The following is a 22,390-nucleotide window of genomic DNA, read 5'->3' as shown; positions in this document are numbered from 1 at the left end:
GACCGGAGACGAATGCGAACCGCCTTGCGTTTCTCAGCCCGTGTCGGCGAACCGGAAGTCGGCAAACTGTTCGCGCAAGCTGGTCTTTTTGATCTTTCCTGTCGCCGTGTGCGGGATCTCGTCCACGAAGACCACGGCATTCGGCATCCACCAACTGGCGATCCGGCCCTCCAGCACCTTCAGGATGGCTTCCTCGCTCGGTGTCCGCCCTTCCTTGGCAACCACCACCAGCAGCGGCCGCTCGTCCCATTTCGGGTGCGGCACGCCGATGACGGCGGCCTCCGCCACATCCGGATGGAGCAAGGCAAGGTTCTCCAGCTCGATGGTGGAAATCCACTCGCCGCCCGACTTGATCACGTCCTTCGCGCGGTCGGTGATCTGCATGTAGCCATAGGGGTCGATATGGGCGACGTCGCCGGTATCGAAGAAGCCTTCGTCGTCGAGGATCGGCGTGTCCTCTTCCTTAAAATAGGTGCGCGCCACCGCCGGGCCGCGCACCTTCAGCCGGCCGAAGGTCTTGCCGTCCCAGGGGCGCTCCTTGCCTTCGTCGTCGGTGACCTTCATCTCCACGCCGAAGGGCGCAAAGCCCTGCTTCTCCTGCAAATCGAGCAGGGCTTCGCCTTCGAGATCCGCCACTTCCGGCCGGGTCGCGCAGACCGAACCGAGCGGGCTCATCTCGGTCATGCCCCAGGCGTGGCGCACGCGGACGTCGTAGATCTCTTCGAAGGCCTTGGTGATGGCTCTCGGGCAGGCGGATCCGCCGATCACCACCCGGTCGAGATAGGGCAGCTTGCGCCCGCTCGCCTCCAGGTGCTGGAGCAGCATCAGCCAGATCGTCGGCACGGCCGCGGTCAGGGACACCTTTTCCCCGTCAAGCAGCTCCCACAGGGCTTCGCCGTCCATGCGCGGCCCGGGCAGTACCAGGGCGGCCCCCGCCATCGGTGCGGAAAAGGCGAGGGACCAGCCGTTGGCATGGAACAGCGGGACCACCGGCATCACGCGATCGCGGGACGACAGCCCGAGCATGTCGGGCGTTGCCGCGGTCAGGGCGTGCAGCACGTTGGAGCGGTGCGAGTAGACGACGCCCTTCGGGTTTCCGGTCGTGCCGGAGGTGTAGCACATGCCGGCAGCCGCGCTCTCGTCGAGCCCCGCCCAGGCGAAGTCGGCATCGGTCTCGGCCAGCCATTCCTCGTAGGGAACGGCATCGAACCCGGTCGCGGGCAGGTGCGCCTCGTCGGTGAGCACGATCACCTGCTCGACGGTGGTCAGATGCGGCAAGACCTTCTCCACCAGCGGCAGAAAGGTCAGGTCGACCAGAAGGAAGCGATCTTCGGCGTGATTGATGATCCAGATGATCTGGTCGGGAAACAGGCGCGGGTTGACCGTGTGGTAGATGGCGCCGATGCCCATCAGCCCGTACCACGCCTCCATGTGGCGCCAGGTGTTCCAGGCGAGCGTCGCCACGCGGTCGCCCTCGCGAATGCCGGCCTTTTGCAGCCGCTTGGCGAGTTGCAGCGAGCGGGTGCGCAGCGTCTTGTAGGTGGTGCGGTGGATCGGTCCTTCGACCGATCGCGAGACGATTTCGCGCTCGGGGTGATTGCGCGCGGCGTGGTCGAGAATACGCGTACAGGTCAACGACCAGTCCTGCATCAGACCGGCCATCCTCGGCTCTGTCATGGGTTCCCTCTCCTCCGGCAAGTGCCTCTTGTGACGAGGCTTTTCTTGCGGAGAAGCATAGCACCGGCCACGGGGGGCCTGTCCAGCGGTCGCCCGGGCGTCAGTTTCGGACGATCAGCGTCTCGATCCAGTCGATGGCCGCGCTCAAGGAGCCGGCGACATGGTCGGCGTGCGGGGCAAGCACCTCTGCCCCGACGGTGCCGGTCGTGACCGCCAGTGTCCTCGTGCCGGCCGCCTGGCCGGCATGCATGTCGTGCAGGCTGTCGCCGACCATCACCACTTCCTGCGGATCAAGACCGAGAGCTGCGCAGAATCCCGAGACCATGCCGGGCGAGGGTTTCGCCCCATGCCCGCTGTCGAAGCCGATCACCGCTGCAAAGCGCTGCGTCAGGCCAAGGGCGTCGAGCTGCGCCAGAGCGGAGGCTTCCGCATCGTTGGTGGCGATGCCGAGCGCCAGCCCATGGCCGGCGAGCCGGTCGAGCGCGGGCACCAGGTCGTCGAAGGGCGACAGGTGCGGCAGGCTCATGGCGCCGATGCGGGCGTTGATGTCCTCGGCAAGCGCCTTGGGATCGGACAGTCCGAGGATCTCGGCAAAGGCGTCGGCGATATCGTCGTTGGAACCGGCGATCAGCACCGAGTCCGCCTCGAAACGTACCGCCTCCAGATCGAAGCCCGCCGCCGCGGCGAGCCGCTCGGCCTTCAGCCGGTCTCCGGCCGCAAGCTCGCTCATCAAGGTGTGGAACGTCGGCGCCCAGGTGTTCTGGAAGTCGATCAGCGTGCCGTCCTTGTCGAACAGCACTGCGCGCACGGACGCCATGGTCAGGCTGCCCTGCCGAGAGCCACGGGCAGCAGATCGGACATGCGCTCGATCACCAGATCCGCCTCGCCCACCAGCCGCTCGCGCGGGATCGCCCCCGTCGTCACCGCGATGCGCATCATGCCGGCGGCCCGTGCCGCGTGCATGTCGTGCAGGCTGTCTCCGACCATGGCGATCTCGCCCGGCTCGAGCCCGACATGGCGGGCGAAGGCGAGAAGCTGACCGGGCTCGGGTTTCGACCCGTGGCCGCTGTCATAGCCGGCCAGGAAGGTGAAGGCCTCGCCGAGGCCGAGAGCTTGCATCTGCTTGCGCGCGGACGCCTCGGTGCCGTTGGTGGCGATGCCGAGCGGCATGCCGCTGCCGTTCAGCGCGGTCAGTGTGTCCACCACGCTGTCGAACGGAGTGACCGTGCGGTCGCAATGGTCCAGCAGGATCGTCTCGATGCGCTCCAGCATCGCCTGCGAGTCCGGTTCGCCGATCACCTCTGCCCAGCCGGCCGAATAGTCCTTCGGCGACTGCACCTTGAGGACCGACGGGCCGGTAAACCGCGCCTGGGCGACGTCGAACATGGCAAGCTCCTGCAGCGTCGCCAGAAGCGCTTCGTCGCCGCGCGCCAGGTCCTTCAGGACAAGCGCGATGGCTGGGCCCCAGGTGCTGTCGAAGTCGGTCAGGGTTCCGTCGCGGTCGAACAATACGGCCTTGATGCGCATTGAGGTCTCGTTCGGTGGGAGGTGTCGGGCGGGCATCGACCCGCATTCCGCCGTCACATGCCACGTTCCCCGCCGCCCGTCAAAGGCGATGGAGCGCGGCGCCGGTCGTGGCGTGTCGGTCAGGGCAGCTCCAGGCGGCTGCCCAGCGTGAGGGTCGGGGTTTCGCCGGGGGCGATGCCGACGAGCCCGCGTTCCATCAGCCATTCGACCTGTGCCAGCACCGACAGCGCTGCCGCCCCGTGTAGCGAGCGGTCGACATCGGCATAGATCGTCGCCACCATCTCCGGGATCGTCCGGTCCCCAGCGGTGAGCCGGTCGAGGATCGCTTTTTCCCGCGCCTGCCGATGGGCGGCAAGGCCGGCCACATACTCGGCAGGATCGACGACCGCGCCGCCATGGCCGGGCAGGTAGCTTGCATCATTGCGTTCCGAGAGCCGTGCAAGCGAGGCCATGTAGGCGCTCATCGAGCCGTCCGGCGGCGCAACGATCGATGTCGACCACGCCATGACATGGTCGGCGGAAAAGAGCACGCGGCCCTCGTCCAGTGCGAAGGCGAGGTGGTTGGCGGTATGGCCGGGCGTTTCCACCGCCGTCAGGGTCAGCCCGTCGACGCTTACGCTGTCGCCGCCACACAGCTCGCGGTCGGGCGCGTAGTCGGTATCGGCGCTGGCATCCAGCGGGTTGATCTCGCCCGGCAGCAGCGCGCGCGCTGCCCGGTGCGGACCGCAGCCGACGAGCGGGGCGCCGGTCATCTCCTTGAGCAGCCTTGCGCCCGGCGAATGGTCCACATGGGTGTGGGACACCAGGATCGCCGAGATGCGGGTCGCGCCGGCCGCAGCCACGAGCGCCCGTACATGATCGGGATCGGCAGGGCCGGGATCGAGCACCGCCACCTCGTCGCGCCCGATCAGATAGCTGTTCGTGCCATGCCAGGTGAAGGGACCGCGATTGGGAGCGGTAAGGCGGCGTACCGCGGCTGAAATCTCGACCACCTCGCCGTGGCGCGGGTCGAAGTCCCGATCATGTCGCAGGGAAACCATAGCTTTTGGGGGTCCGTTTCTGATTTTCGCTTTTGCCCGCAGGGAAAAAGTCGGGTCAGGCAAGTGAGTGGGGTGACCGGCGTTTGCTTCGCAGCCGGCTAATCTTTCGGTTGAAAGATCATTTCTGCCCCCATAACGTCAGTCCTGCATGTGAGGGGCGGTGTTGCTGAACATTGCCGCGCGGGGAGCCCATCGTGCTCCGGTCGCGCGAGCCGGTCGGCCAATGTCACTCCCTTCCGTGTCACACTAACGTTGTCAAACTGACCTATGGCCGAGCGAGCGATGCGGGGAGGAGACCCGTCATTCCGTCGCCGCTCGCAAGACCAATTAAAACGGAGAGGTCCGACATGTCCATTTCCCGCCGTTCGGTGCTCAAGGGCTCCGCAGCCGCATCGACCCTGCTTGCCGCCCCGGCCATCCTGAAGGCCGGCGATGCGCTGGCCTCGTCCGGCCAGGTCAACGTCTTCGCCTGGGGTGACTACATCCAGCAGAACATGATCGACAAGTTCGAGGGCGACACCGGCATCAAGGTGAACCTGTCGACCTATGGCTCCAACGACGAGGCCGAGCAGAAACTGCGCGCCGCCGGCGGCAAGGGCTTCGACGTGATCTTCCCGTCGATCACCAACGGCAACAACTACTATCCGGACGGCCTGCTGCAGCCGGTCGACGAGAGCAAGCTCGCCCTCGACAACCTGATTCCCTCCATGCTGCGCGACAGCGTCCAGCTGGGCGGCACCTATCGCGGCAAGCGTATGCTGCTGCCGTTCAACTGGGGCACCGAGGCGATCACCCTCGACAGCAGCCAGTTCAACGCCGACGACGTTTCCTACGGCACGATGTGGTCGCCGGAAGCTGCCGGCAAGGCTGCCTTCCGCCAGAAGTCGGTGATCATGGGCGTCGGCCTCTATCTGGACGCCACCGGCGAGGTGAAGTCCAACCGCATGCTCGACGTCTACAAGACCGAGGAAGATGCCCGCCGCGTGTGGGACGCCTGCGCCAAGTTCATCATCGAGCGCAAGGCCAACATCGCCGCGTTCTGGAACAATGCGACTGAGGCGACCAACGCGTTCAAGCAGGCCGGCGCGACCATCGGCCAGACCTGGGACACCACCGGCCTCCTGCTGAACCGCGAGGATGCCAAGTGGAAGTACCGCATGCCCAAGGAAGGCGGCATCACCTGGATGGACTCCATGGGCATCCCTTCGGGTGCGGAGAACCTGGAGCAGGGATATGCCTTCCTCAACGCCATGCTGGACCCGAAGATGGCTGGCCTGCTGGCGATGAACACGGGCTACAACTCGGCCGTTTCCGGTGCCGCCGAATACGCGGGCGACAACTACAAGGCCCAGTTCGCCGACGTTTACAATGCCGAGAACCTCGCCAACCTGTGGTGGTGGCAGGCCGACACGCCGTGGTTCGCCACGCTGCGTGAGGAGTATGTGGACAAGATCACCAACGCCTGAGGCGCTTGGATCATGCGGATCGCAGCCTTGCGCTGCGATCCGCTTTTTTGTTTCCGGCCGGGTGCTTTCGGGTCCGGACCACATGCCAGACGAGGGGCAAATGCACGGACAAGACGTTGTCCTCGACGGGGTGTCGATGCGCTTCGGCGATTTCACCGCCGTTCAACCGACTGACCTGACGATCAATGCCGGGGAGTTCTTTTCCATTCTCGGCCCCTCGGGCTGTGGCAAGACCACGATTCTGCGGATGATCTCCGGGTTTCTCGATCCCAGCGCCGGCGATGTGCGCATCGGCGGGAAAAGCATGGCCGGCATCCGTCCCAATGCCCGTCCGACGGCCCTCATCTTCCAGAACCTTGCGCTCTTCCCCTTGATGAGCGTTTGGGAAAACGTCGCCTTCGGCCTCGAGGCGCGTGGCGTGCCGAAGAAGGTGCGCCGCGAGCGGGCCGAGGAACTGCTGGCCATGGTCGCGCTGACGGGGCAGGGCGAGAAGAAGCCGACCGAGCTGTCCGGCGGACAGCGCCAGCGCGTCGCCATCGCAAGGGCTCTTGCGGTCGAGCCGGCGGTGTTGCTGCTCGACGAGCCGCTTTCCGCCCTCGATCTAAAGCTTCGCCAGCACATGCGCAGCGAGCTGAAGGACCTGCAGCGCAAGACCGGCGTCACCTTCATCTACATCACCCACGACCAGGGCGAGGCCCTGACCATGTCCGACCGCGTGGCGGTGATGAACCGCGGTGTGGTCGAGCAGGTCGCCACGTCCGACGAGATCTACAATCTGCCTGCGACCCCCTTCGTCGCGAGCTTCGTCGGCGAGCAGAACGTCTTCCGCGGCCGCCTGTCCGGTGTCGAGGGCGAGGTCGCGCGCGTCGACACGCCCCAGGGCGAGATGCTCGCCCATCTGCGCGGCAAGGCCGGCGTCGGCGACGAGGTCATGATCTTCGTGCGCCCCGAGCGCATGGGCCTTGGGTCGGCCGGCGTCGCGGGCGAGCCGCGCAACCGCTTGCGCGCCACCATCGAGCGCCGCGACCTGGAAGGGCCTTTCGTCAATCTGCATTGCCGGGCCGGCGATGCGCCGGTGACGGTGCATCTGCCGAATTCGGGCGATGCGTCCTCTTCGCTGGCCTCCGGCGAGACGGATCTGGGCTTCCGGCCTACCGATGCCATCGTGATGCCGGTCGGGGAGCTCGCTCGTGAATAGTCTGGTCAAGAGCTACGGCAAGGGCCTGACCGGGATCTTCCTGGCGCTGACTGCCGTGTGGATCGCCATTCTGATCGTGCTGCCGCAGGCCCGCATGATCGAGCGCGCCTTTACCTATGTCGACCGGTCGGGCGACGCGGCGACCCTGTCGCTGGAGATCGACCGCGCCTATACCCGCGTGTTCGACATCGATACGGACCTTCGCGACCTCAACGGCCAGCTTGCGGCCGGGCAGGCGAGTGATGCGGCTCCCGCTGCTGGCCTGCCGACGCCTTCGCTCGTGCCCTCTCCGTCGCTGGTTCCCTCTCCCTCCCTGGCGCCGTCATTGCCCGCAGCGCCCAGTCCCTCGCTTCCGACGCCTTCGCTGCCGAGCCCCGGCGTGCCGAGCCCGTCGCTATCCACGCCGTCGCCGGCAACTCCCACACCAGGCGTTGCCCCGAGCCCCTTCGCCTCGCCGCAGGAAACCCTGCCGCGTGACGAGATCGAGGCCCGCATCGCGGCCCTGGAGGAGGAGAAGGCCGGTCTTCAGGCGCGCATCGCCGAACTGGAGGTGCAGGAGGCCGAGATGACCTCGACCGCCGGCATCAACGAGCGCTATTCGGCGAAGAACTTCACCGACATGAGCGAGCTGCATTTCCGCATCTTTCTCTCGACCATCGTCTATGCGCTCTGCGTGACGCTGCTGTCCTTCGTCGTGTGCTATCCGGTTGCCTATGCCGCGGCCACGGCCAAGAGCGCCAACAAGGTCGCGCTGATGATGCTCGGTCTCGTGATCCCCTATGCGATCAACGAGCTGCTGCGCATCTTTTCCTGGGTGATGATCCTGGAGAAGCAGGGCATCCTCAATGGCGTCCTCGACGTCATGGGCCTGATCGACATGCAGGCGGGCGAGGGCGTGCGCTTCGTCGCCTCCAACGGCGCCGTGTTCACCGTGATGGTCTACGCCTATGTGCTCTTCATGGTGTTCCCGATCTACAACACCATCGACACGCTGGATAAGAACCAGATCGAGGCGGCGCGCGATCTCGGCAGCTCTACCTGGCGCATCCATTGGCGCGTCGTGCTGCCCCATGCAAAGCCGGGCATTGCCGTGGGCGCGATCATGACCTTCATGCTGTCCGCCGGGTCCATCGCCGTGCCGGAGATCGTCGGCCGCGGCCTGCATCCGGACTGGTTCGCGCAGGTGATCTATCGCCGCTTCTTCGAGGCGGGCTCGTGGAACGAGGGCGCAGCCTATTCGCTGGCGCTGCTCGTTGCCTGCATCGTCTTCATCCTCATCAACATGGCCGTCTTCCGGGTCGGCATCAGGGACATCGCGAAATGACCGTCGCCACCGCAGAAAGCGCCGCCGGCGGCGCGGTGCCGCGCCGTCGCCGGACCAGGGGCTGGTCGGACGCGGTGCTGTCCGGCTACCTGCTGCTGTTCTTCGCCTACATGTTCCTGCCGCTGATGTTCATGGTCGCGGCCGCGTTCAACGCCAATCCGACGCCCTCCGTCACCGACTGGCAGGGCTTCACGCTGAAATGGTTCCAGGTGCTGCCGCAGGATGCTCGCTTCGTGCAGGGCCTGCTGCATTCGCTGGCCATCGCCGGCGGCGTCATCGTCATCTCCATCCCGCTGGGCCTTGCCGGGGCGCTGATCCTGACACGGCTGCAATCGCGTGCCTCGACGCTGCTCTACACCGTGCTGGTCTCGCCGATCCTCACCCCCGGCATCGTGCTCGGCGCCACCACGATGATCTTCTGGCGCGATGCCTTCGGAATGGAGGCCGGGCTCTTCACCGCGGCCATCGCGCAGGCGGCCTTCATCGCGTCCTACTGCATGCTGATGTTCATGGCGCGCCTGCAGCGTCAGGACCGCGCGCTGGAAGAGGCGGCCCTCGACCTCGGCGCCTCCTCGGTCTTCGTTTTCCGCCGCATCACGCTGCCGTTCCTGATGCCGACCGTACTCACCGCCTCGCTGATCTCCTTCCTGCAGTCGATCGAGAACTACAACACGACCTTCTTCGCGATCGGCTCCAGCTGGACGCTCGTCACCGAGATCGGCGCGCGCATGCGCTTCGGCCTGTCGCCGATGATCAACGTGATCGGCGTGATCTTCGTCGTCATCACCGTTGCCGCGGCCACGGCCTGGGTGCTGGCCAAGCGGCGTTCGGGCAACAGTTGACGCGCCAGCCGGTCGACTGCGACCCTGAGGTCCCTTCTTCCGGCGATTCATTCGGGAGCTGACATGTCCGACAGGGACGGGCCCATTGTCTTTGAGCGCACGCTGCCTTTGGCACGCGAGACGGCCTTCGATCTTCTGGTCGACCGTATCGGCGAATGGTGGCCGCACGAGTACACGTTCTCGCGCGATCCCGCGGCCGATCTGTCCATCGAGCCGGTTGCGGGCGGCGCCTGCACCGAGCGGCTGCCCGGCGGCGCCCGCATCGTGTGGGGGACGGTCCTGTCCATCGAGCGCCCGCTCTATCTGCGCCTGGCCTGGCAGATTTCGTTCGACCGCAAGCCGGTTCCGGATCCTGCCGCTGCCAGCCGTGTGATGATCGAGTTCCGCCAGATGGCCGACGGCACCCGCATCGAGCTCACCCATGGCGATTTCCTCCGCCATGGCGAGGACGGCATCGCCTATCGCGAGGCGATGGCTTCACCGGAAGGCTGGCCTACCTGTCTCGATGCACTGGAGGCGGCTGCCAGGGTCCGCCCGGCGCGGCGATGAAGCTCTCCTTCCGCTGCTTGCCGGAGTTGGCCGGCCATGTGCCGGAGCCGGTGCCGGCGCGCGCCAGCCTGCCCGACTGGCTGAAGGCGGCGCCCTCGCTCGTTGCCAGCGAGGTTCTGGGCGGGGCGGAGGTGCGCACGTTCAAGCATTGCCCGCCGCTGATCGATGCCCTGGCCCAAGGGGTGATGTTCCGCCTTGCCGCCGATCTCGATATCTCGGGCGGCGAGATCTCATGGGACTGGTCGCCGCCGGTCACGGAGACGGCGCGCCAGACGCGCTCGCCTGTCGGCCTGCATGTGCCGGAACAGGCGCAAGGGCTGCCGTTTGGGCTTCCCGATGGGCAGTTCGTGCTCAAGTTCACCAACTTCTGGACGGTCGAGGCGCCCGGCGGCGTGTCTCTGCTCTTCACCCATCCGCTCAACCGCGAGGATCTGCCGTTCCGCACGCTCGCCGGCCTTGTCGACTGCGACCGCTACCGCGACGGCTTCGTCCATTTCCCGGCCATCTGGCAGGATGCAGGCTTTTCCGGGCGCCTGCCCGCCGGAACGCCGGTCGCGCAGGCCTTTCCGATCCGCCGGGAGGCGTTGGAGCTGGACATCCGCGCGATGGACAGGGGCGAACTCGCCCGGCATCTCAAGGTGCAGGACGGCCTGCAGCAGGACCCCGGGCTTTACCGGAAGAGCTTCCGCGCGCCGCGCGAGCGATAGCCTTCAGCCGGCGCCGGCAGGCTGTGTCTTGCTGGTCAAGGCAAGGCTCGAAAGCGGGATCGTCCCGCGCGGTCCCTGGCTTATCGCCTTCAGCAGGCGTGGCCGTTCGCCGGGCAACTCGGCGAACAGGGTTCTCAGGGTCGAGGCCGCCTCCGGCCGTCCCAGCCGCAACCCAGCCTCCGCCTGGCCCATGGCCGCGTCCCTGTCGGAGGGGCGCAAGGAGAGCACCCGGCCGAATGCCTCTTCCGCCTCGTGTGCCGCATCGCGGCGCAGGTACAGGCGGGCAAGGTTCAGCCATCCGTCCGCATCCTGCGGGGCTTTCCCGACATAAAGCGCAAAGCCGGCTTCCGCGGCCTCATGCCGGCCGGCATCCATGGCGGCGGCCGCCTTTTCGAACAGGGCGTTCAGATGATCCGGCGCGAGTTTGAGGGCGGCCGCGAAGCTCGCCTCCGCTGCGTCCGCCTCGCCGAGGCGGCGCAGGACCAGACCGAGATTGTAGTGCAGCGAGGCGTTGCCGGCGTCAGCCCGCAGCAGACGCTTGAGCGCCTTGCGGGCCGTCTCCCAGTCCTGTGCCGCCAATGCCTGCGGCAGCAGCTCCGCCGCCCTGGCCGGTGTCATCGCGCGAAACCTCCCAGACATCGTGCCCCTCGGGGCGATGCTTCATCCGGCAGATAGCATCCGCACGGGGTTTCGCAAAGCGGGGCTCCAGATTGTTTCCCGTCTTCGGTTTCCGTCTTGGGGCTGTCATGTTGACCATGCTATTCAGAGCGTCCCGTTTCCGGCCGTTCCGCTCAGCGTCTTTCCGCCGCCCTGCGGGCATGATCGCCGGACGGCAAACCGAAAGACCCGACCGGCGACCGGAATGAGCGACGACACCACAGAGCGCCCCGCAGCGCGTCCCGGCCTGCGCAGCCGGCTTCGCGAGCGCATCGCCGAGCAGCGCTGGGTGCTGGTCGCTCTCGTCGCGGTCGCCCTGATGGCGATCTTCGTTGCCCGGGTGCCGCCACTTCTGGTCACCGTTGGGGGGGCGCTCCTGCTCCTTGCCGCGCTCGTTCCCCCTACGCGCCGCCTTCTGGTCACCCGCCGCCGCCGCGAGGCCCGGTCCCTGACGCCGTGGCCGGAGACGGGCATGAAGCAGCTGGCCGACGCGCTGCCGAACCCCTGCTTCATCGTCGACCGGCGCGGCATCACCCGCTACGTCAACCGGGCAGCGCGCGTGCGCTTCGGCGATCCGCTGCCGGGCGACCCGATTTCGCTGCGCCTGCGCGTGCCCGTTCTTCTTGAAGCGCTCGACAAGGTGATGGGAGGCGGCCCGGCCCAGCGGATCGAGTGGAGCGAGCGGGTTCCCACCGAAAGCTGGCTCGAGGCCTATGTCACCCCGATCGCGGAGCTGGTTGCGCAGCCCGGCGAGCCGGCGCGTGCGGGAGCGGCAGGCGGGGCAGGGCGCTTCGTTCTGGTGACCCTGCAGGACCTGACCGAGCAGCGGCGTCTGGAGCGCATGCGGGCCGACTTCGTCGCCAATGCCAGCCACGAGCTGCGCACGCCGCTCGCCTCGCTGACCGGCTTCGTCGAGACGCTGCAGGGCCCGGCGCGCGATGATCCCGTCGCCCGTGAGCGATTCCTGTCGATCATGCAGCAGCAGGGCGACCGCATGCGCCGGCTGATCGACGACCTGCTGTCCCTGTCGCGTATCGAGCTGAAGGCGCATGTCCAGCCGGAAACCGTGCTCGATCTGGCATCCCTGCTGCGGCATGCCTGCGACGCGCTGAAACCCGTCGCCGACGAGGCCGATGTGGTGCTCGATATCGAGACGCCGCCGACGCCGTGCCCGGTGCGGGCCGACCGGGACGAACTGCTTGAGGTGATCGAGAACCTGGTCGGCAACGCCATCAAGTATGGCGCCACCGGCAAGAAGGTGGAGATCCGGCTCTCTCTTGCCCCTCCTGCGGGCGAGGGCGCGCGCACGGGAGGCACGTTTGTCATGAGCGTGCGCGACTTCGGTCCCGGTATTGCGGCCGAACACCTCCCACGCCTGACGGAACGGTTCTACCGGGTGGATGCGTCCCGTAGCCGGGAAACCAAGGGCACCGGCCTTGGGCTTGCCATCGTCAAGCACATCCTGACCCGTCACAAGGCAAGGCTCGAGATCGACAGCGCGCCCGGCAAGGGTGCGGTCTTCACCGCCAGGTTTCCTGTCGCAAAAGACGCCGAACTCTCTGTTGCTGATCGAAAAGTCATTTCCGATCAAGGCGTTGAACTGTCACAAAACTGATACCGGACCTTCATATAAGCATCACGGGCCAGGACTAGGGTGCCCTCGACCTCGCGGGAATAAGTCTGCGAGGTAACGTGAGAAATCCTGAAATCCAGGGAGAGGTCAGGTGAACATCAAAGCTCTTCTCAGCGCGACCGCGGTCGCTTCGGTCGCCTTCGCTGGCGCCGCCATCGCTCGCGACCAGATCCAGATCGCCGGCTCCTCGACGGTTCTTCCCTACGCCTCCATCGTTGCCGAGGCCTTCGGCGAGAACACCGACTTCCCGACCCCGGTGGTCGAGTCGGGCGGTTCCTCCGCCGGTCTGAAGAAGTTCTGCACCGGCGTCGGCGAGAACACCATCGACATCGCCAACGCTTCGCGTGCCATCCGCGAGAGCGAGATCAAGGCCTGCGCCGAGGCCGGCGTGACCGACATCATGGAAGTCCGTATCGGCTATGACGGCATCGTCTTCGCCTCGGACATCAATGGCGCCGACTTCGCCTTCACCCCGACCGACTGGTACAAGGCGCTCGCCGCTGAAGTCGTCGTCGACGGCAAGCTCGCTGCCAACTCCGCCACGAGCTGGAAGCAGGTCAACGACGCCCTGCCGGAGCAGGAAATCCAGGCTTTCGTCCCGGGCACCAAGCACGGCACCCGTGAAGTCTTCGAAGAGAAGGTCATGATGCAGGGCTGCGAAGACAGCGGCGCGCTCAAGGCCCTCGTCGACGGCGGCATGGACAAGAAGGAAGCTGCGAAGAAGTGCATCACGCTTCGCACCGACGGCCGTTCGGTTGACATCGATGGCGACTACACCGAGACGCTCGCCCGTCTCGACGCCAACAAGGCCGGCATCGGCGTGTTCGGTCTCGCCTTCTACGAGAACAACACCGACAAGCTGAAGGTCGCGACCATGTCGGACGTGGTCCCCTCGACCCAGTCGATCGCTTCCGGCGAGTACCCGGTTTCCCGCCCGCTGTTCTTCTACGTCAAGAAGGCGCACATCGGCGTGATCCCGGGCCTGAAGGAGTTCGCCCAGTTCTTCGTCTCCGACGAGCTGGCCGGTCCGGACGGCCCGCTGGCCCAGTACGGCCTGGTCTCCGACCCGGAGCTGGCCAAGGTCCAGGAAGCGGTCGCCTCCGAGACCACGCTCACGCACTGAGCCGGTCGGACTAGCAAGGGGGCGGCGCCTTTCAGGGCTTTGCCGCCCCCTTTTTCTTCCCCGAGCTCCGGATTTTCAGCCTCATGTCCTTGCCGCTGATCGTTCTCGTGATACTTGCCCTTGCGGCGGCCGGCTTCGTTCTGGGTCGCGGCCGGGCGATGGCCAGCGCCGGCGGAGACATCCGCCTGCTGCATTCCCTTCCCGGATATTATGGCTGGAACGTTGCGCTCGCCGCGATGATCCCGGCCTTTCTCGCCCTCGTGCTCTGGCTTGCCATCCAGCCCGTGGTGATCAACGGCCAGGTGTCGTCCATGATCTCGCAGGCTTCCATCGACCAGAGTTCGCTGGACCTGGTGATGAGCGACGTGCGCCGCGTCGCCGAGGGACTTGATACCGCGGTCGCCGCCGGCGCTCTCACCTCCGAGCAGGCGGGATCGATCCGCACCGAATTCACCGACGTGCGCGACCGTCTCGGCCAGGTCGGCGTCGCACTCGGCTCGGACGTGACCTCCGAGACCCTGCACGCTGCACAGCGCTACCGCGAGTTGTCCGGCCTTGGCGACCTCGGCCGGGCCATCGTGGTTCTCGGCCTTGCCGTTCTCGGCGCGGCCTGGGCCTGGCAGCGCTCCAACAAGGATTTTCGCGCCCGCAACTCCGTGGAGCGGGTCGTGCGTTGGATCCTCATCGCAGCCGCCTCCATCGCCGTCCTGACGACCGTCGGCATCGCATTGTCGCTGATCTTCAACACGGTCGAGTTCTTCCGCCTCTACCCGGCTGCCGACTTCTTCTTCGGCCTGACCTGGAGCCCGAGCTTCGGCGGCGGCTCCGAGCTCGGCATCGTGCCGCTGATCTGGGCAACGCTCTACATCTCGCTGATCGCCCTGGCGGTCTCGGTTCCCGTCGGCCTCTTCGCGGCGATTTATCTCTCCGAGTATGCCACCCCGGCTGTCCGCGCCGTGGCCAAGCCGCTGCTGGAGGTGCTCGCCGGCATCCCCACCATCGTCTACGGCCTGTTCGCGCTGCTTACGGTCGGCCCGCTGCTGGTCGACGTCTTCGGCAATGGCGGCCTGCTCGGCGTCAACTGGATGGCCGGCGGCACGGCGGTCATGACCGCCGGTCTGGTGATGGGCATCATGCTGATCCCCTTCGTCAGCTCGCTATCCGACGACATCATCAACGCCGTTCCGCAGGCCATGCGTGACGGCTCCCTCGGTCTCGGCGCCACCCATTCGGAGACGGTGAAGCAGGTGATCCTGCCGGCCGCGCTTCCGGGCATCGTCGGCGCCATCCTGCTCGCCGCCTCGCGTGCCATCGGCGAGACCATGATCGTGGTGCTGGGTGCGGGCGCCGCCGCCAAGCTGAGCCTCAACCCTTTCGAAGCGATGACCACCGTCACCGCCAAGATCGTCAGCCAGCTCACCGGCGATGCCGACTTCGCCTCCCCTGAGGCCCTGGTCGCCTTCTCGCTGGGCATGACCCTCTTCGTGGTCACGCTGGGGCTGAACATCTTCGCGCTCTACATCGTGCGCAAATACCGGGAGCAGTACGAATGACCGACACGGCCATGAGCTATCCCGCGGGCAAGGAAGCCGGGCAGGCCGTCCGCAAGAAGACGTCGCTGCTCGAGGTCGACGCCCTGACGCGCCGCCGCAATGCCGCCGAGAGCCGCTTCAAGATCTACGGCATCGTAGCGATCCTGATCGGCCTGTTCTTCCTGATGGCGCTTCTCTACGCCATCTTCAGCAACGGCCTCACCGCCTTCAACCAGACCTTCGTCTCCGTTCCGGTGACGCTGGAAAAGAGCGCGGTGGAGCAGGCGGAAGCCTCCATCGTCAAGACATCGCGCTACAATGCGATGATCGACCAGGCTCTCGTCGCGGAGCTGGGCCGCGCCGGCATCTCCACAGACATGAAGCCGGCGGACCTGCGCAAGATGCTGTCCTCCGGCGCCGCCGCCCAGGTGCGCAGCTTCGTGCTCGCCAATCCGGGCCGCATCGGCGAGACGGTGACGTTCGAGCTGCTGGCCTCCTCGCGGGTCGACGGCTACCTCAAGGGACGCGTCACCCGCGAAGCGCTCGTCAACGACAAGAACCTCGATGCCGCACATCTCGACCTGGTCGACCAGATGGCCGACAAGGGTGTCGTCGAGAAGCGCTTCAACATGGACTTCATCACCGGGTCCGACGCCTCGGACTCGCGTCCCGAGCAGGCAGGCATCGGCGTGTCGATGATCGGCTCGCTCTACATGATGCTGGTGGTGCTGTTCCTGTCGCTGCCCATCGGTGTCGCCGCCTCGATCTATCTTGAGGAATTCGCACCGAAGAACCGCTTCACCGACCTGATCGAGGTCAACATCTCGAACCTCGCGGCGGTGCCTTCCATCGTCTTCGGTATCCTCGGCCTTGCGGCGTTCATCCAGTTCGCACACCTGCCGCAGTCGGCACCGATCGTCGGTGGCCTGGTCCTGACGCTGATGACGCTGCCGACCATCATCATCTCGACGCGTGCCTCGCTGAAGGCGGTGCCGCCGTCGATCCGCGATGCAGCGCTGGGTGTCGGCGCCTCCAAGATGCAGTCGGTGTTCCACCATGTGCTGCCGCTGGCCGCACCCGGCATCCTCACCGGCACCATCATCGGCCTTGCCCAGGCACTCGGCGAGACCGCGCCGCTGCTGCTCATCGGCATGGTCGGCTTCATCGCTTCCAACTACCCCGGCAGCCTCGCATCCGGCTTCCTCGATCCGAACTCGGCCATGCCGGCCCAGATCTACGAGTGGGCCAAGCGCGCGGACCCGGCCTTCTACGAGCGGGCATGGGGCGGCATCATCGTCCTGCTGCTGTTCCTCATGACCATGAACATCGTCGCGATCATCCTGCGCCGTCGTTTCGAGCGTCGCTGGTAAGGGGGCTTTCCAAGCCATGAACCAAATGACCAAGCCTGAGAAAGTCGCCGCCATGAACGAGGCCAAGATTTCAGCCGAGAAGGTCCAGGTCTTCTACGGCGACACCCACGCCATCAAGGATGTGAGCATCCGCATCGAGGAGAAGACGGTCACCGCCTTCATCGGCCCGTCGGGCTGCGGCAAGTCGACCTTCCTTCGCTGCATCAACCGGATGAACGACACGATCGACGTCTGCCGCGTCGAGGGCAACATCCTGATCGACGGAGAGGACATCTACGATCCCAAGGTCGACCCCGTGCAGCTGCGCGCCAAGGTCGGCATGGTGTTCCAGAAGCCGAACCCGTTCCCCAAGTCGATCTTCGACAACATCGCCTACGGCCCGCGCATCCACGGCCTGGCCCGCAACAAGGCGGCGCTGGAGGAGATCGTCGCCTCCAGCCTGCAGAAGGCCGGCCTGTGGAACGAGGTGAAGGACCGCCTCGACGAGCCGGGCACCGGCCTGTCCGGCGGCCAGCAGCAGCGCCTGTGCATTGCCCGCGCCATCGCCGTCAGCCCGGAAGTGATCCTGATGGACGAGCCCTGCTCGGCCCTCGATCCCATCGCCACCGCCAAGGTGGAGGAGCTGATCGACGAGCTGCGTGAGAACTACACAATCGTCATCGTCACCCACTCCATGCAGCAGGCCGCCCGCGTCTCGCAGCGCACGGCCTTCTTCCACCTCGGCAACCTGGTCGAGGAAGGGGCGACGAACGACATCTTCACCAACCCCCGGGACAAGCGCACCCAGGACTACATCACCGGCCGCTTCGGCTAGTCTGGACCAGCCGCGGGAACAGACGGGATGACGCGTGCACCTTGCCGCGCCCCGAATGGAGAAGAGACATGAGCCAACATACCGTTTCGTCGTTCGACGAGGAGCTGAAGGAAGTCGCCGGCCGGGTGTCGGAGATGGGCGGCCTCGCCGAGATGATGCTGAACGATTCCGTGCAGGCCCTGGTGCGCATGGACAAGGAACTTGCCCGCCGCGTGATCGCACAGGACAAGCGGGTCGATGCCCTGCAGTTCGAGATCGAGGAGCAGGCGATCCTGATCATCGCCCGCCGTCAGCCGGTCGCCAGCGACCTGCGCGACGTGATCTCGGCGATGCGCATCTCCAACGACCTTGAGCGCGTCGGCGATCTCGCCAAGAACGTCGCCAAGCGCGTCATCGCCATCGAGGGTACCTTCGACTCCAAGAAGTTCGCCCTCGGCGTGGAGCACATGACCGAGCTCGCCCAGAGCCAGCTCAAGGATGTGCTGGATGCCTATGCCGGCCGGGACGGCGTGGCGGCGGCCTCCGTGCGCGACCGCGACGACGAGGTCGACGCGCTCTACACTTCGATCTTCCGCGAACTCCTCACCTACATGATGGAGGATCCGCGGCAGATCTCGGTCTGCGCCCATCTGCTGTTCTGCGCCAAGAACATCGAGCGCATCGGCGACCATGCAACCAACATCGCCGAAAACGTCATGTACATGTCGACCGGCGTGCTGCCGACCGACGAGCGTCAGAAGGTCGACGAGACCGGCATCGAGACCGATACCGCGTCCTGAGGACGCCCTGGCAACCTGACGATGGCGCGGACGGCCCTGCCGTCCGCCGCCGCTGACAACGAGAGCCGGCAAGGCGGCGCGAGCGAAAAGCCGCGCCGATGCCTCCCGGCCGGGTCGATTGGACAAGGGTATCCGACATGCCGAAGGTCCTTATTGTCGAGGACGAAGAGCCTCTCATCATGATGCTGCGCTACAATCTCGAGGCCGAGGGCTACACGGTCGAGACCTGCATGCGCGGTGACGAGGCCGATCTTCTCCTGCGCGAGAGCCAGCCGGACCTGCTGCTTCTCGACTGGATGCTGCCGGGTCTGTCCGGCATCGAACTGTGCCGCCGCCTGCGCTCGCGTGCCGAGACGGAACGTCTGCCGGTGATCATGCTCACCGCCCGCGGCGAGGAGCAGGAGCGCATCCGCGGCCTTGCCACCGGTGCCGACGACTATGTGGTGAAGCCGTTCTCGATCCCGGAGCTGATGGCGCGGGTGCGCGCGATGCTGCGCCGGGCAAAACCGGAGGTCGTCTCCTCGCTGTTGCGCGCGGGCGATCTGGAACTTGACCGGGAGACACACCGGGTGCGCCGCTCGGGCCGCGAGATCCATCTCGGCCCGACCGAGTTTCGCCTGCTGGAGTTCCTGATGACCTCGCCGGGGCGTGTCTTTTCGCGCGAGCAGCTGCTCGACGGCGTCTGGGGCCATGACGTCTATGTCGACGAGCGCACGGTCGATGTGCATGTCGGGCGCCTGCGCAAGGCCATCAACCGCGGCAAGGTGCCGGATCCGATCCGCACCGTGCGCGGCGCCGGCTACGCCTTCAACGACCAGTTCGCCGCCGCCTCCTGAAACCCGCAGCTAGCGGAAACGCCGGGGCGGCTGTCGCGCCGTCTATCTGCGAACCGGCACCAGAATGCGAAAAGGCCCGCCGCGGATACCGCAGGCGGGCCTTTCTCGTAACTGCGCCCCCGGAAACGGGCCGGGGCGTTGCCTCAGCCGTTGGCAACGTTGCGGTCGCGGCGGCGGTCGCTCGCCGGCTGGTAGGCGATGCGGCAATGATAGGTGCAGTAGGGGACGCCCGGGTTCGACGGGTGGCCGCAGAAGTAGAAGTCTTCCTTGGTCGGGTCGCCGATCGGCCATTTGCAGGTCCGCTCGGTCAGCGTCAGGATCGTCGCACGCTTGGCGATCGGCACCAACTCGGCAACCGGCTTGGCCTGCGGCGCGGGAGCCGCGACCGGAGCGGTCTCGATCTTCAGCGCGGTGGCGCCCACCGTCTGCGGTGCCGAGGGGGCGTTGCCGCCCTGCTGCTGGGTCGCGGCCTGTGCCGCTTCCTCCGCGCCGCCCTTGGCCGGCTTGGCGCGCGCCTTCTGGGCGGGAGCCGCCGCCTTGGCGCGTCCCGACAGGCCGAGGCGGTGAACCTTGCCGATCACCGCATTGCGGGTCACGCCGCCCAGTTCTGCAGCGATCTGGCTGGCGCTCAGCCCGTCGGTCCAGAGCTTTTTGAGAAGGTCGACGCGTTCGCTTGTCCAGGACATGCGCTCAACTCCGTGTTTGATCGGGCCCCGACATCTGGTTAATAAAAGGTTATCGGCACACCGTGAGGGTGCCCCGCTCATTGCCGGATTTTGAGGCTATTGTGAGTCGGATACACGAGATCTCGTATTTCTTGACTGCAAAGCTACAATATGCCGGGTTTGCGGTTCAAGGTGAGGGGGCGATTCACCTGGGGATTGATACGGTTTTCCCCAGAAAAGGCCGTTTCCGGCGACTTTGGTTTCGCCGCGGCCCGAGCGGCGCGCATAGCCAATTCCGTTGACTTTCCCGCGCTCTCCCGGTGTATAACGGGGCTTCCTCGCCGTGCCGCCTCTCGTGGGCGGCATAATTGCTTTCGGCGATGCCTGTCGGCGGTTCTTGCCGCTCTTTGCGGCGGCATGACGGCAGCGTTCCGACAGCAGGCGAGGGGATCGAAGGCGGCTCGCTCCGCCAAGGCATCTCCCCGGCAGGACAGCCGGTCAATGGGAGCAGGTAAGGACATGGAAGGCTCATCTCTCTATCAGACCTACAGCCGCGCGAACCTGGAGTTCGTGCGTGGCGAGGGTGTGTGGCTGGAGACTTCCGATGGCCGACGCTTTCTCGACTGCGCCGCCGGCATCGCCGTCAATTCGCTCGGACATTCCCATCCCGGCCTCGTCAAGGCACTGAAGGACCAGGCCGACAAGCTGTGGCACGTGTCCAACGTTTACGCGATCGAGGGGCAGGAAGCGTTCGCGCGCAAGCTGGCCCAGGCGACCTTTGCCGACCGGGTGTTCTGCACCAACTCCGGCGCCGAGGCGCTGGAATGCGCGATCAAGACCGCGCGGCGCTACTTCTATGCGAAGGGCGAGCCGGAGCGGGTCGACATCATCACCTTCGAGGGTGCCTTCCATGGCCGTACGCTGGCGACCATCGCCGCCGGCGGGCAGGAGAAGTATCTGGAAGGCTTCGGTCCCAAGGCTCCGGGCTTCGTCCAGGTGCCGTTCGGCGACCATGAGGCGTTGCTTGCCGCCATCGGCGATACCACCGCAGGCCTGCTGATCGAGCCGATCCAGGGCGAGGGCGGCATCCGCCCGGTGCCGACCGAGTACCTGCGCGAGCTGCGCCGCCTGTGCGACGACAAGGGCATCTTGTTGATCCTCGACGAGGTGCAGACCGGCGTCGGGCGTACCGGCAAGCTCTTCGCGCATGAATGGGCGGGCATCACCCCGGACATCATGGCCGTGGCCAAGGGCATCGGCGGCGGTTTCCCGCTGGGCGCGTGCCTTGCGACAGAGGAAGCGGCCTCCGGCATGAAGCCGGGCACGCATGGCACCACCTATGGCGGCAATCCGCTGGCCATGGCGGTCGGCAATGCCGTGCTCGACGTGGTGCTGGCCGACGGCTTCCTCGACAGCGTCCAGAAAAAGGGTCTGCTCCTGAAGCAGAAGCTGGCCGCCGTCGTCGACGGTCATCCCGCGATCTTCGAGGAGATCCGCGGCAAGGGCCTCATGCTCGGCTTGAAGTGCCGGGTCACCAACACCGAGCTGCTGTCGCATTTCCGCGAGGCCGGCGTGCTGGCCGTGGGCGCGGGCGACAACGTCCTGCGTATCATGCCGCCGCTGACCATCACCGAGGCGGAGATCGAGGAGGCCGTGTCGCGGATCGACCAGGCCGCCACCGCCATGGAAGCCGGGCTCGAGCGGGGAGCTGCAGAGTAATGACCATCCAGCCCCGCCATTTCCTCGACCTGACCGATGTCGATGCCAGCGAGCTGCGCTTCATCCTGGACGGCAGCCGCCGCATCAAGCAGGCGCGCGGCCCCGTCCGCGTGTCCGGCGGCGGCCCGCTTGCCGGCCGCGTTCTGGCCATGGTGTTCGAGCAGCCCTCGACCCGTACCCGCATCTCCTTCGACGTGGGCATGCGCGAGCTCGGCGGCGAGACCTTGATGCTGACCGGTGCCGAGATGCAGCTTGGCCGCGGCGAGACCATCGCCGATACGGCCCGCGTCTTGTCGCGCTATGTCGACGCGATCATGATCCGCATCCTCGATCACGATGCACTGACGGAGCTGGCCGAGTACGCCACCGTGCCGGTCATCAACGGCCTGACCAAGCGCACCCACCCGTGCCAGATCATGGCCGACGTGCTGACCTTCGAGGAGCACAAGGGCAGCATCGCCGGGCGCAGCGTCGCCTGGACCGGCGACAGCAACAACGTGCTGGCGTCCTGGGTGCATGCTGCGGCCAAGCTCGACTTCGCGCTCAACATCGCCACCCCCTCGCAGCTGGCGCCGCCGGCCGAGCTCATCGCCGCCGCCCGCAAGGCCGGTGCCGAGATCCGCATCACCGACGATCCGTTCGAGGCCGTGAAGGGCGTCGACTGCGTCGTCACCGACTGCTGGGTCTCCATGGGCGACGATGATGGCGATCGCCACAACCTGCTGAGCCCGTATCAGGTCAACGACCGCCTGATGGCGGAAGCCGACTGCGAAGCCATCTTCATGCATTGCCTGCCCGCCCATCGCGGCGAGGAGGTGACCTCGGAGGTGATGGACGGACCGCAGTCCGTCGTCTTCGACGAGGCGGAAAACCGGCTCCATGCACAAAAGGGCATCCTTGCCTGGTGCTTCGGAGCCCTGCAGGACGCATAG

Annotated in this window: 21 protein-coding genes; 15 read left to right on the top strand and 6 right to left on the bottom strand. The window is 66.3% G+C overall.

Annotated elements, in window-relative coordinates; all coding sequences use genetic code 11:
• Window positions 1-33 precede the first annotated feature (33 nt).
• The 4 genes from ACVJ6E_RS04270 to ACVJ6E_RS04255 all read right to left on the bottom strand — a co-directional run bounded on the left by ACVJ6E_RS04270 (window position 34) and on the right by ACVJ6E_RS04255 (window position 4,244).
• Complete coding sequence (locus ACVJ6E_RS04270) at window positions 34-1,662, bottom strand: long-chain-fatty-acid--CoA ligase (RefSeq protein WP_120268763.1); 1,629 nt, start codon at window positions 1,660-1,662, stop codon at window positions 34-36.
• A gap of 115 nt (window positions 1,663-1,777) precedes the next feature.
• Window positions 1,778-2,494 (bottom strand): HAD family hydrolase, encoded by a 717-nt coding sequence (locus tag ACVJ6E_RS04265; RefSeq protein WP_120268764.1) that lies wholly within the window; start codon window positions 2,492-2,494, stop codon window positions 1,778-1,780.
• A 2-nt stretch (window positions 2,495-2,496) separates the two neighbouring features.
• Window positions 2,497-3,204 carry an HAD family hydrolase gene (locus ACVJ6E_RS04260; RefSeq protein ID WP_120268765.1) on the bottom strand — a complete coding sequence of 236 codons (708 nt, stop codon included), beginning with the start codon at window positions 3,202-3,204 and terminating at the stop codon, window positions 2,497-2,499.
• Between the two features lie 119 nt (window positions 3,205-3,323).
• The gene (locus tag ACVJ6E_RS04255; RefSeq protein WP_120268766.1) at window positions 3,324-4,244 is read right to left on the bottom strand and encodes an MBL fold metallo-hydrolase; all 921 of its coding nucleotides are present in this window, start codon (window positions 4,242-4,244) and stop codon (window positions 3,324-3,326) included.
• A 347-nt stretch (window positions 4,245-4,591) separates the two neighbouring features.
• On the opposite strand from ACVJ6E_RS04255, the gene ACVJ6E_RS04250 reads away from it, so the two are divergent.
• From ACVJ6E_RS04250 to ACVJ6E_RS04225, 6 genes are all read left to right on the top strand, one after another.
• A complete protein-coding gene (locus ACVJ6E_RS04250; RefSeq protein WP_120268767.1) occupies window positions 4,592-5,710 on the top strand; it encodes an extracellular solute-binding protein in 1,119 nt (372 codons plus the stop codon).
• Between the two features lie 100 nt (window positions 5,711-5,810).
• Window positions 5,811-6,908: an ABC transporter ATP-binding protein gene (locus tag ACVJ6E_RS04245; RefSeq protein WP_120268768.1), complete on the top strand. Its 1,098-nt coding sequence runs from the start codon at window positions 5,811-5,813 to the stop codon at window positions 6,906-6,908.
• On the top strand, window positions 6,901-8,232 hold the full coding sequence (locus ACVJ6E_RS04240; protein ID WP_491676396.1) for an ABC transporter permease subunit: 1,332 nt from the start codon (window positions 6,901-6,903) through the stop codon (window positions 8,230-8,232). Before ACVJ6E_RS04245 ends, ACVJ6E_RS04240 begins: the two co-directional genes overlap by 8 nt.
• Window positions 8,229-9,074 (top strand): ABC transporter permease, encoded by an 846-nt coding sequence (locus ACVJ6E_RS04235; protein ID WP_120268769.1) that lies wholly within the window; start codon window positions 8,229-8,231, stop codon window positions 9,072-9,074. The genes ACVJ6E_RS04240 and ACVJ6E_RS04235 overlap by 4 nt, the downstream gene beginning before the upstream one ends.
• Window positions 9,075-9,137: 63 nt before the next feature.
• On the top strand, window positions 9,138-9,623 hold the full coding sequence (locus tag ACVJ6E_RS04230) for an SRPBCC family protein (protein WP_120268770.1): 486 nt from the start codon (window positions 9,138-9,140) through the stop codon (window positions 9,621-9,623).
• A complete protein-coding gene (locus tag ACVJ6E_RS04225) occupies window positions 9,620-10,330 on the top strand; it encodes a hypothetical protein (RefSeq protein ID WP_120268771.1) in 711 nt (236 codons plus the stop codon). The genes ACVJ6E_RS04230 and ACVJ6E_RS04225 overlap by 4 nt, the downstream gene beginning before the upstream one ends.
• Before the next feature lie 3 nt (window positions 10,331-10,333).
• Here ACVJ6E_RS04225 and ACVJ6E_RS04220 read toward each other — a convergent pair whose 3' ends face one another.
• The gene (locus ACVJ6E_RS04220) at window positions 10,334-10,948 is read right to left on the bottom strand and encodes a tetratricopeptide repeat protein (protein ID WP_158592676.1); all 615 of its coding nucleotides are present in this window, start codon (window positions 10,946-10,948) and stop codon (window positions 10,334-10,336) included.
• A 244-nt stretch (window positions 10,949-11,192) separates the two neighbouring features.
• Between ACVJ6E_RS04220 and ACVJ6E_RS04215 the strand changes: the two genes are divergently transcribed.
• From ACVJ6E_RS04215 to phoB, 7 genes are all read left to right on the top strand, one after another.
• Entirely contained in the window at window positions 11,193-12,602 is a 1,410-nt protein-coding gene (locus ACVJ6E_RS04215) for an ATP-binding protein (protein ID WP_120268773.1), read from the top strand.
• Between the two features lie 109 nt (window positions 12,603-12,711).
• Entirely contained in the window at window positions 12,712-13,743 is a 1,032-nt protein-coding gene (locus tag ACVJ6E_RS04210) for a substrate-binding domain-containing protein (protein WP_120268774.1), read from the top strand.
• Between the two features lie 83 nt (window positions 13,744-13,826).
• Window positions 13,827-15,296, top strand: coding sequence for a phosphate ABC transporter permease subunit PstC (gene pstC, locus ACVJ6E_RS04205; protein WP_067220924.1), 1,470 nt, complete (start codon window positions 13,827-13,829; stop codon window positions 15,294-15,296).
• Window positions 15,293-16,645 carry a phosphate ABC transporter permease PstA gene (gene pstA / locus ACVJ6E_RS04200; RefSeq protein WP_120268775.1) on the top strand — a complete coding sequence of 451 codons (1,353 nt, stop codon included), beginning with the start codon at window positions 15,293-15,295 and terminating at the stop codon, window positions 16,643-16,645. The genes pstC and pstA overlap by 4 nt, the downstream gene beginning before the upstream one ends.
• Before the next feature lie 52 nt (window positions 16,646-16,697).
• Window positions 16,698-17,459, top strand: a complete 762-nt coding sequence (gene pstB / locus ACVJ6E_RS04195) for a phosphate ABC transporter ATP-binding protein PstB (protein WP_371811355.1) — start codon at window positions 16,698-16,700, stop codon at window positions 17,457-17,459.
• Window positions 17,460-17,527: 68 nt separating this feature from the next.
• Window positions 17,528-18,238 carry a phosphate signaling complex protein PhoU gene (gene phoU / locus ACVJ6E_RS04190; RefSeq protein ID WP_067220932.1) on the top strand — a complete coding sequence of 237 codons (711 nt, stop codon included), beginning with the start codon at window positions 17,528-17,530 and terminating at the stop codon, window positions 18,236-18,238.
• A gap of 137 nt (window positions 18,239-18,375) precedes the next feature.
• Entirely contained in the window at window positions 18,376-19,074 is a 699-nt protein-coding gene (gene phoB / locus ACVJ6E_RS04185; RefSeq protein ID WP_067220934.1) for a phosphate regulon transcriptional regulator PhoB, read from the top strand.
• 143 nt (window positions 19,075-19,217) lie between these two features.
• Here the strand turns inward: phoB and ACVJ6E_RS04180 are convergent, their stop codons facing one another.
• Complete coding sequence (locus ACVJ6E_RS04180) at window positions 19,218-19,760, bottom strand: GcrA family cell cycle regulator (protein WP_067220937.1); 543 nt, start codon at window positions 19,758-19,760, stop codon at window positions 19,218-19,220.
• A gap of 498 nt (window positions 19,761-20,258) precedes the next feature.
• On the opposite strand from ACVJ6E_RS04180, the gene ACVJ6E_RS04175 reads away from it, so the two are divergent.
• Both ACVJ6E_RS04175 and argF read left to right on the top strand, forming a co-directional pair.
• The gene (locus ACVJ6E_RS04175; RefSeq protein WP_120268776.1) at window positions 20,259-21,458 is read left to right on the top strand and encodes an aspartate aminotransferase family protein; all 1,200 of its coding nucleotides are present in this window, start codon (window positions 20,259-20,261) and stop codon (window positions 21,456-21,458) included.
• Window positions 21,458-22,390, top strand: a complete 933-nt coding sequence (argF, locus tag ACVJ6E_RS04170; RefSeq protein WP_120268777.1) for an ornithine carbamoyltransferase — start codon at window positions 21,458-21,460, stop codon at window positions 22,388-22,390. The genes ACVJ6E_RS04175 and argF overlap by 1 nt, the downstream gene beginning before the upstream one ends.

This window comes from Stappia sp. G46H5W (assembly GCF_058448995.1).
The sequence above is the reverse complement of the archived record's forward strand: the minus strand, read 5'-3'. Positions and strand labels throughout refer to the sequence as shown.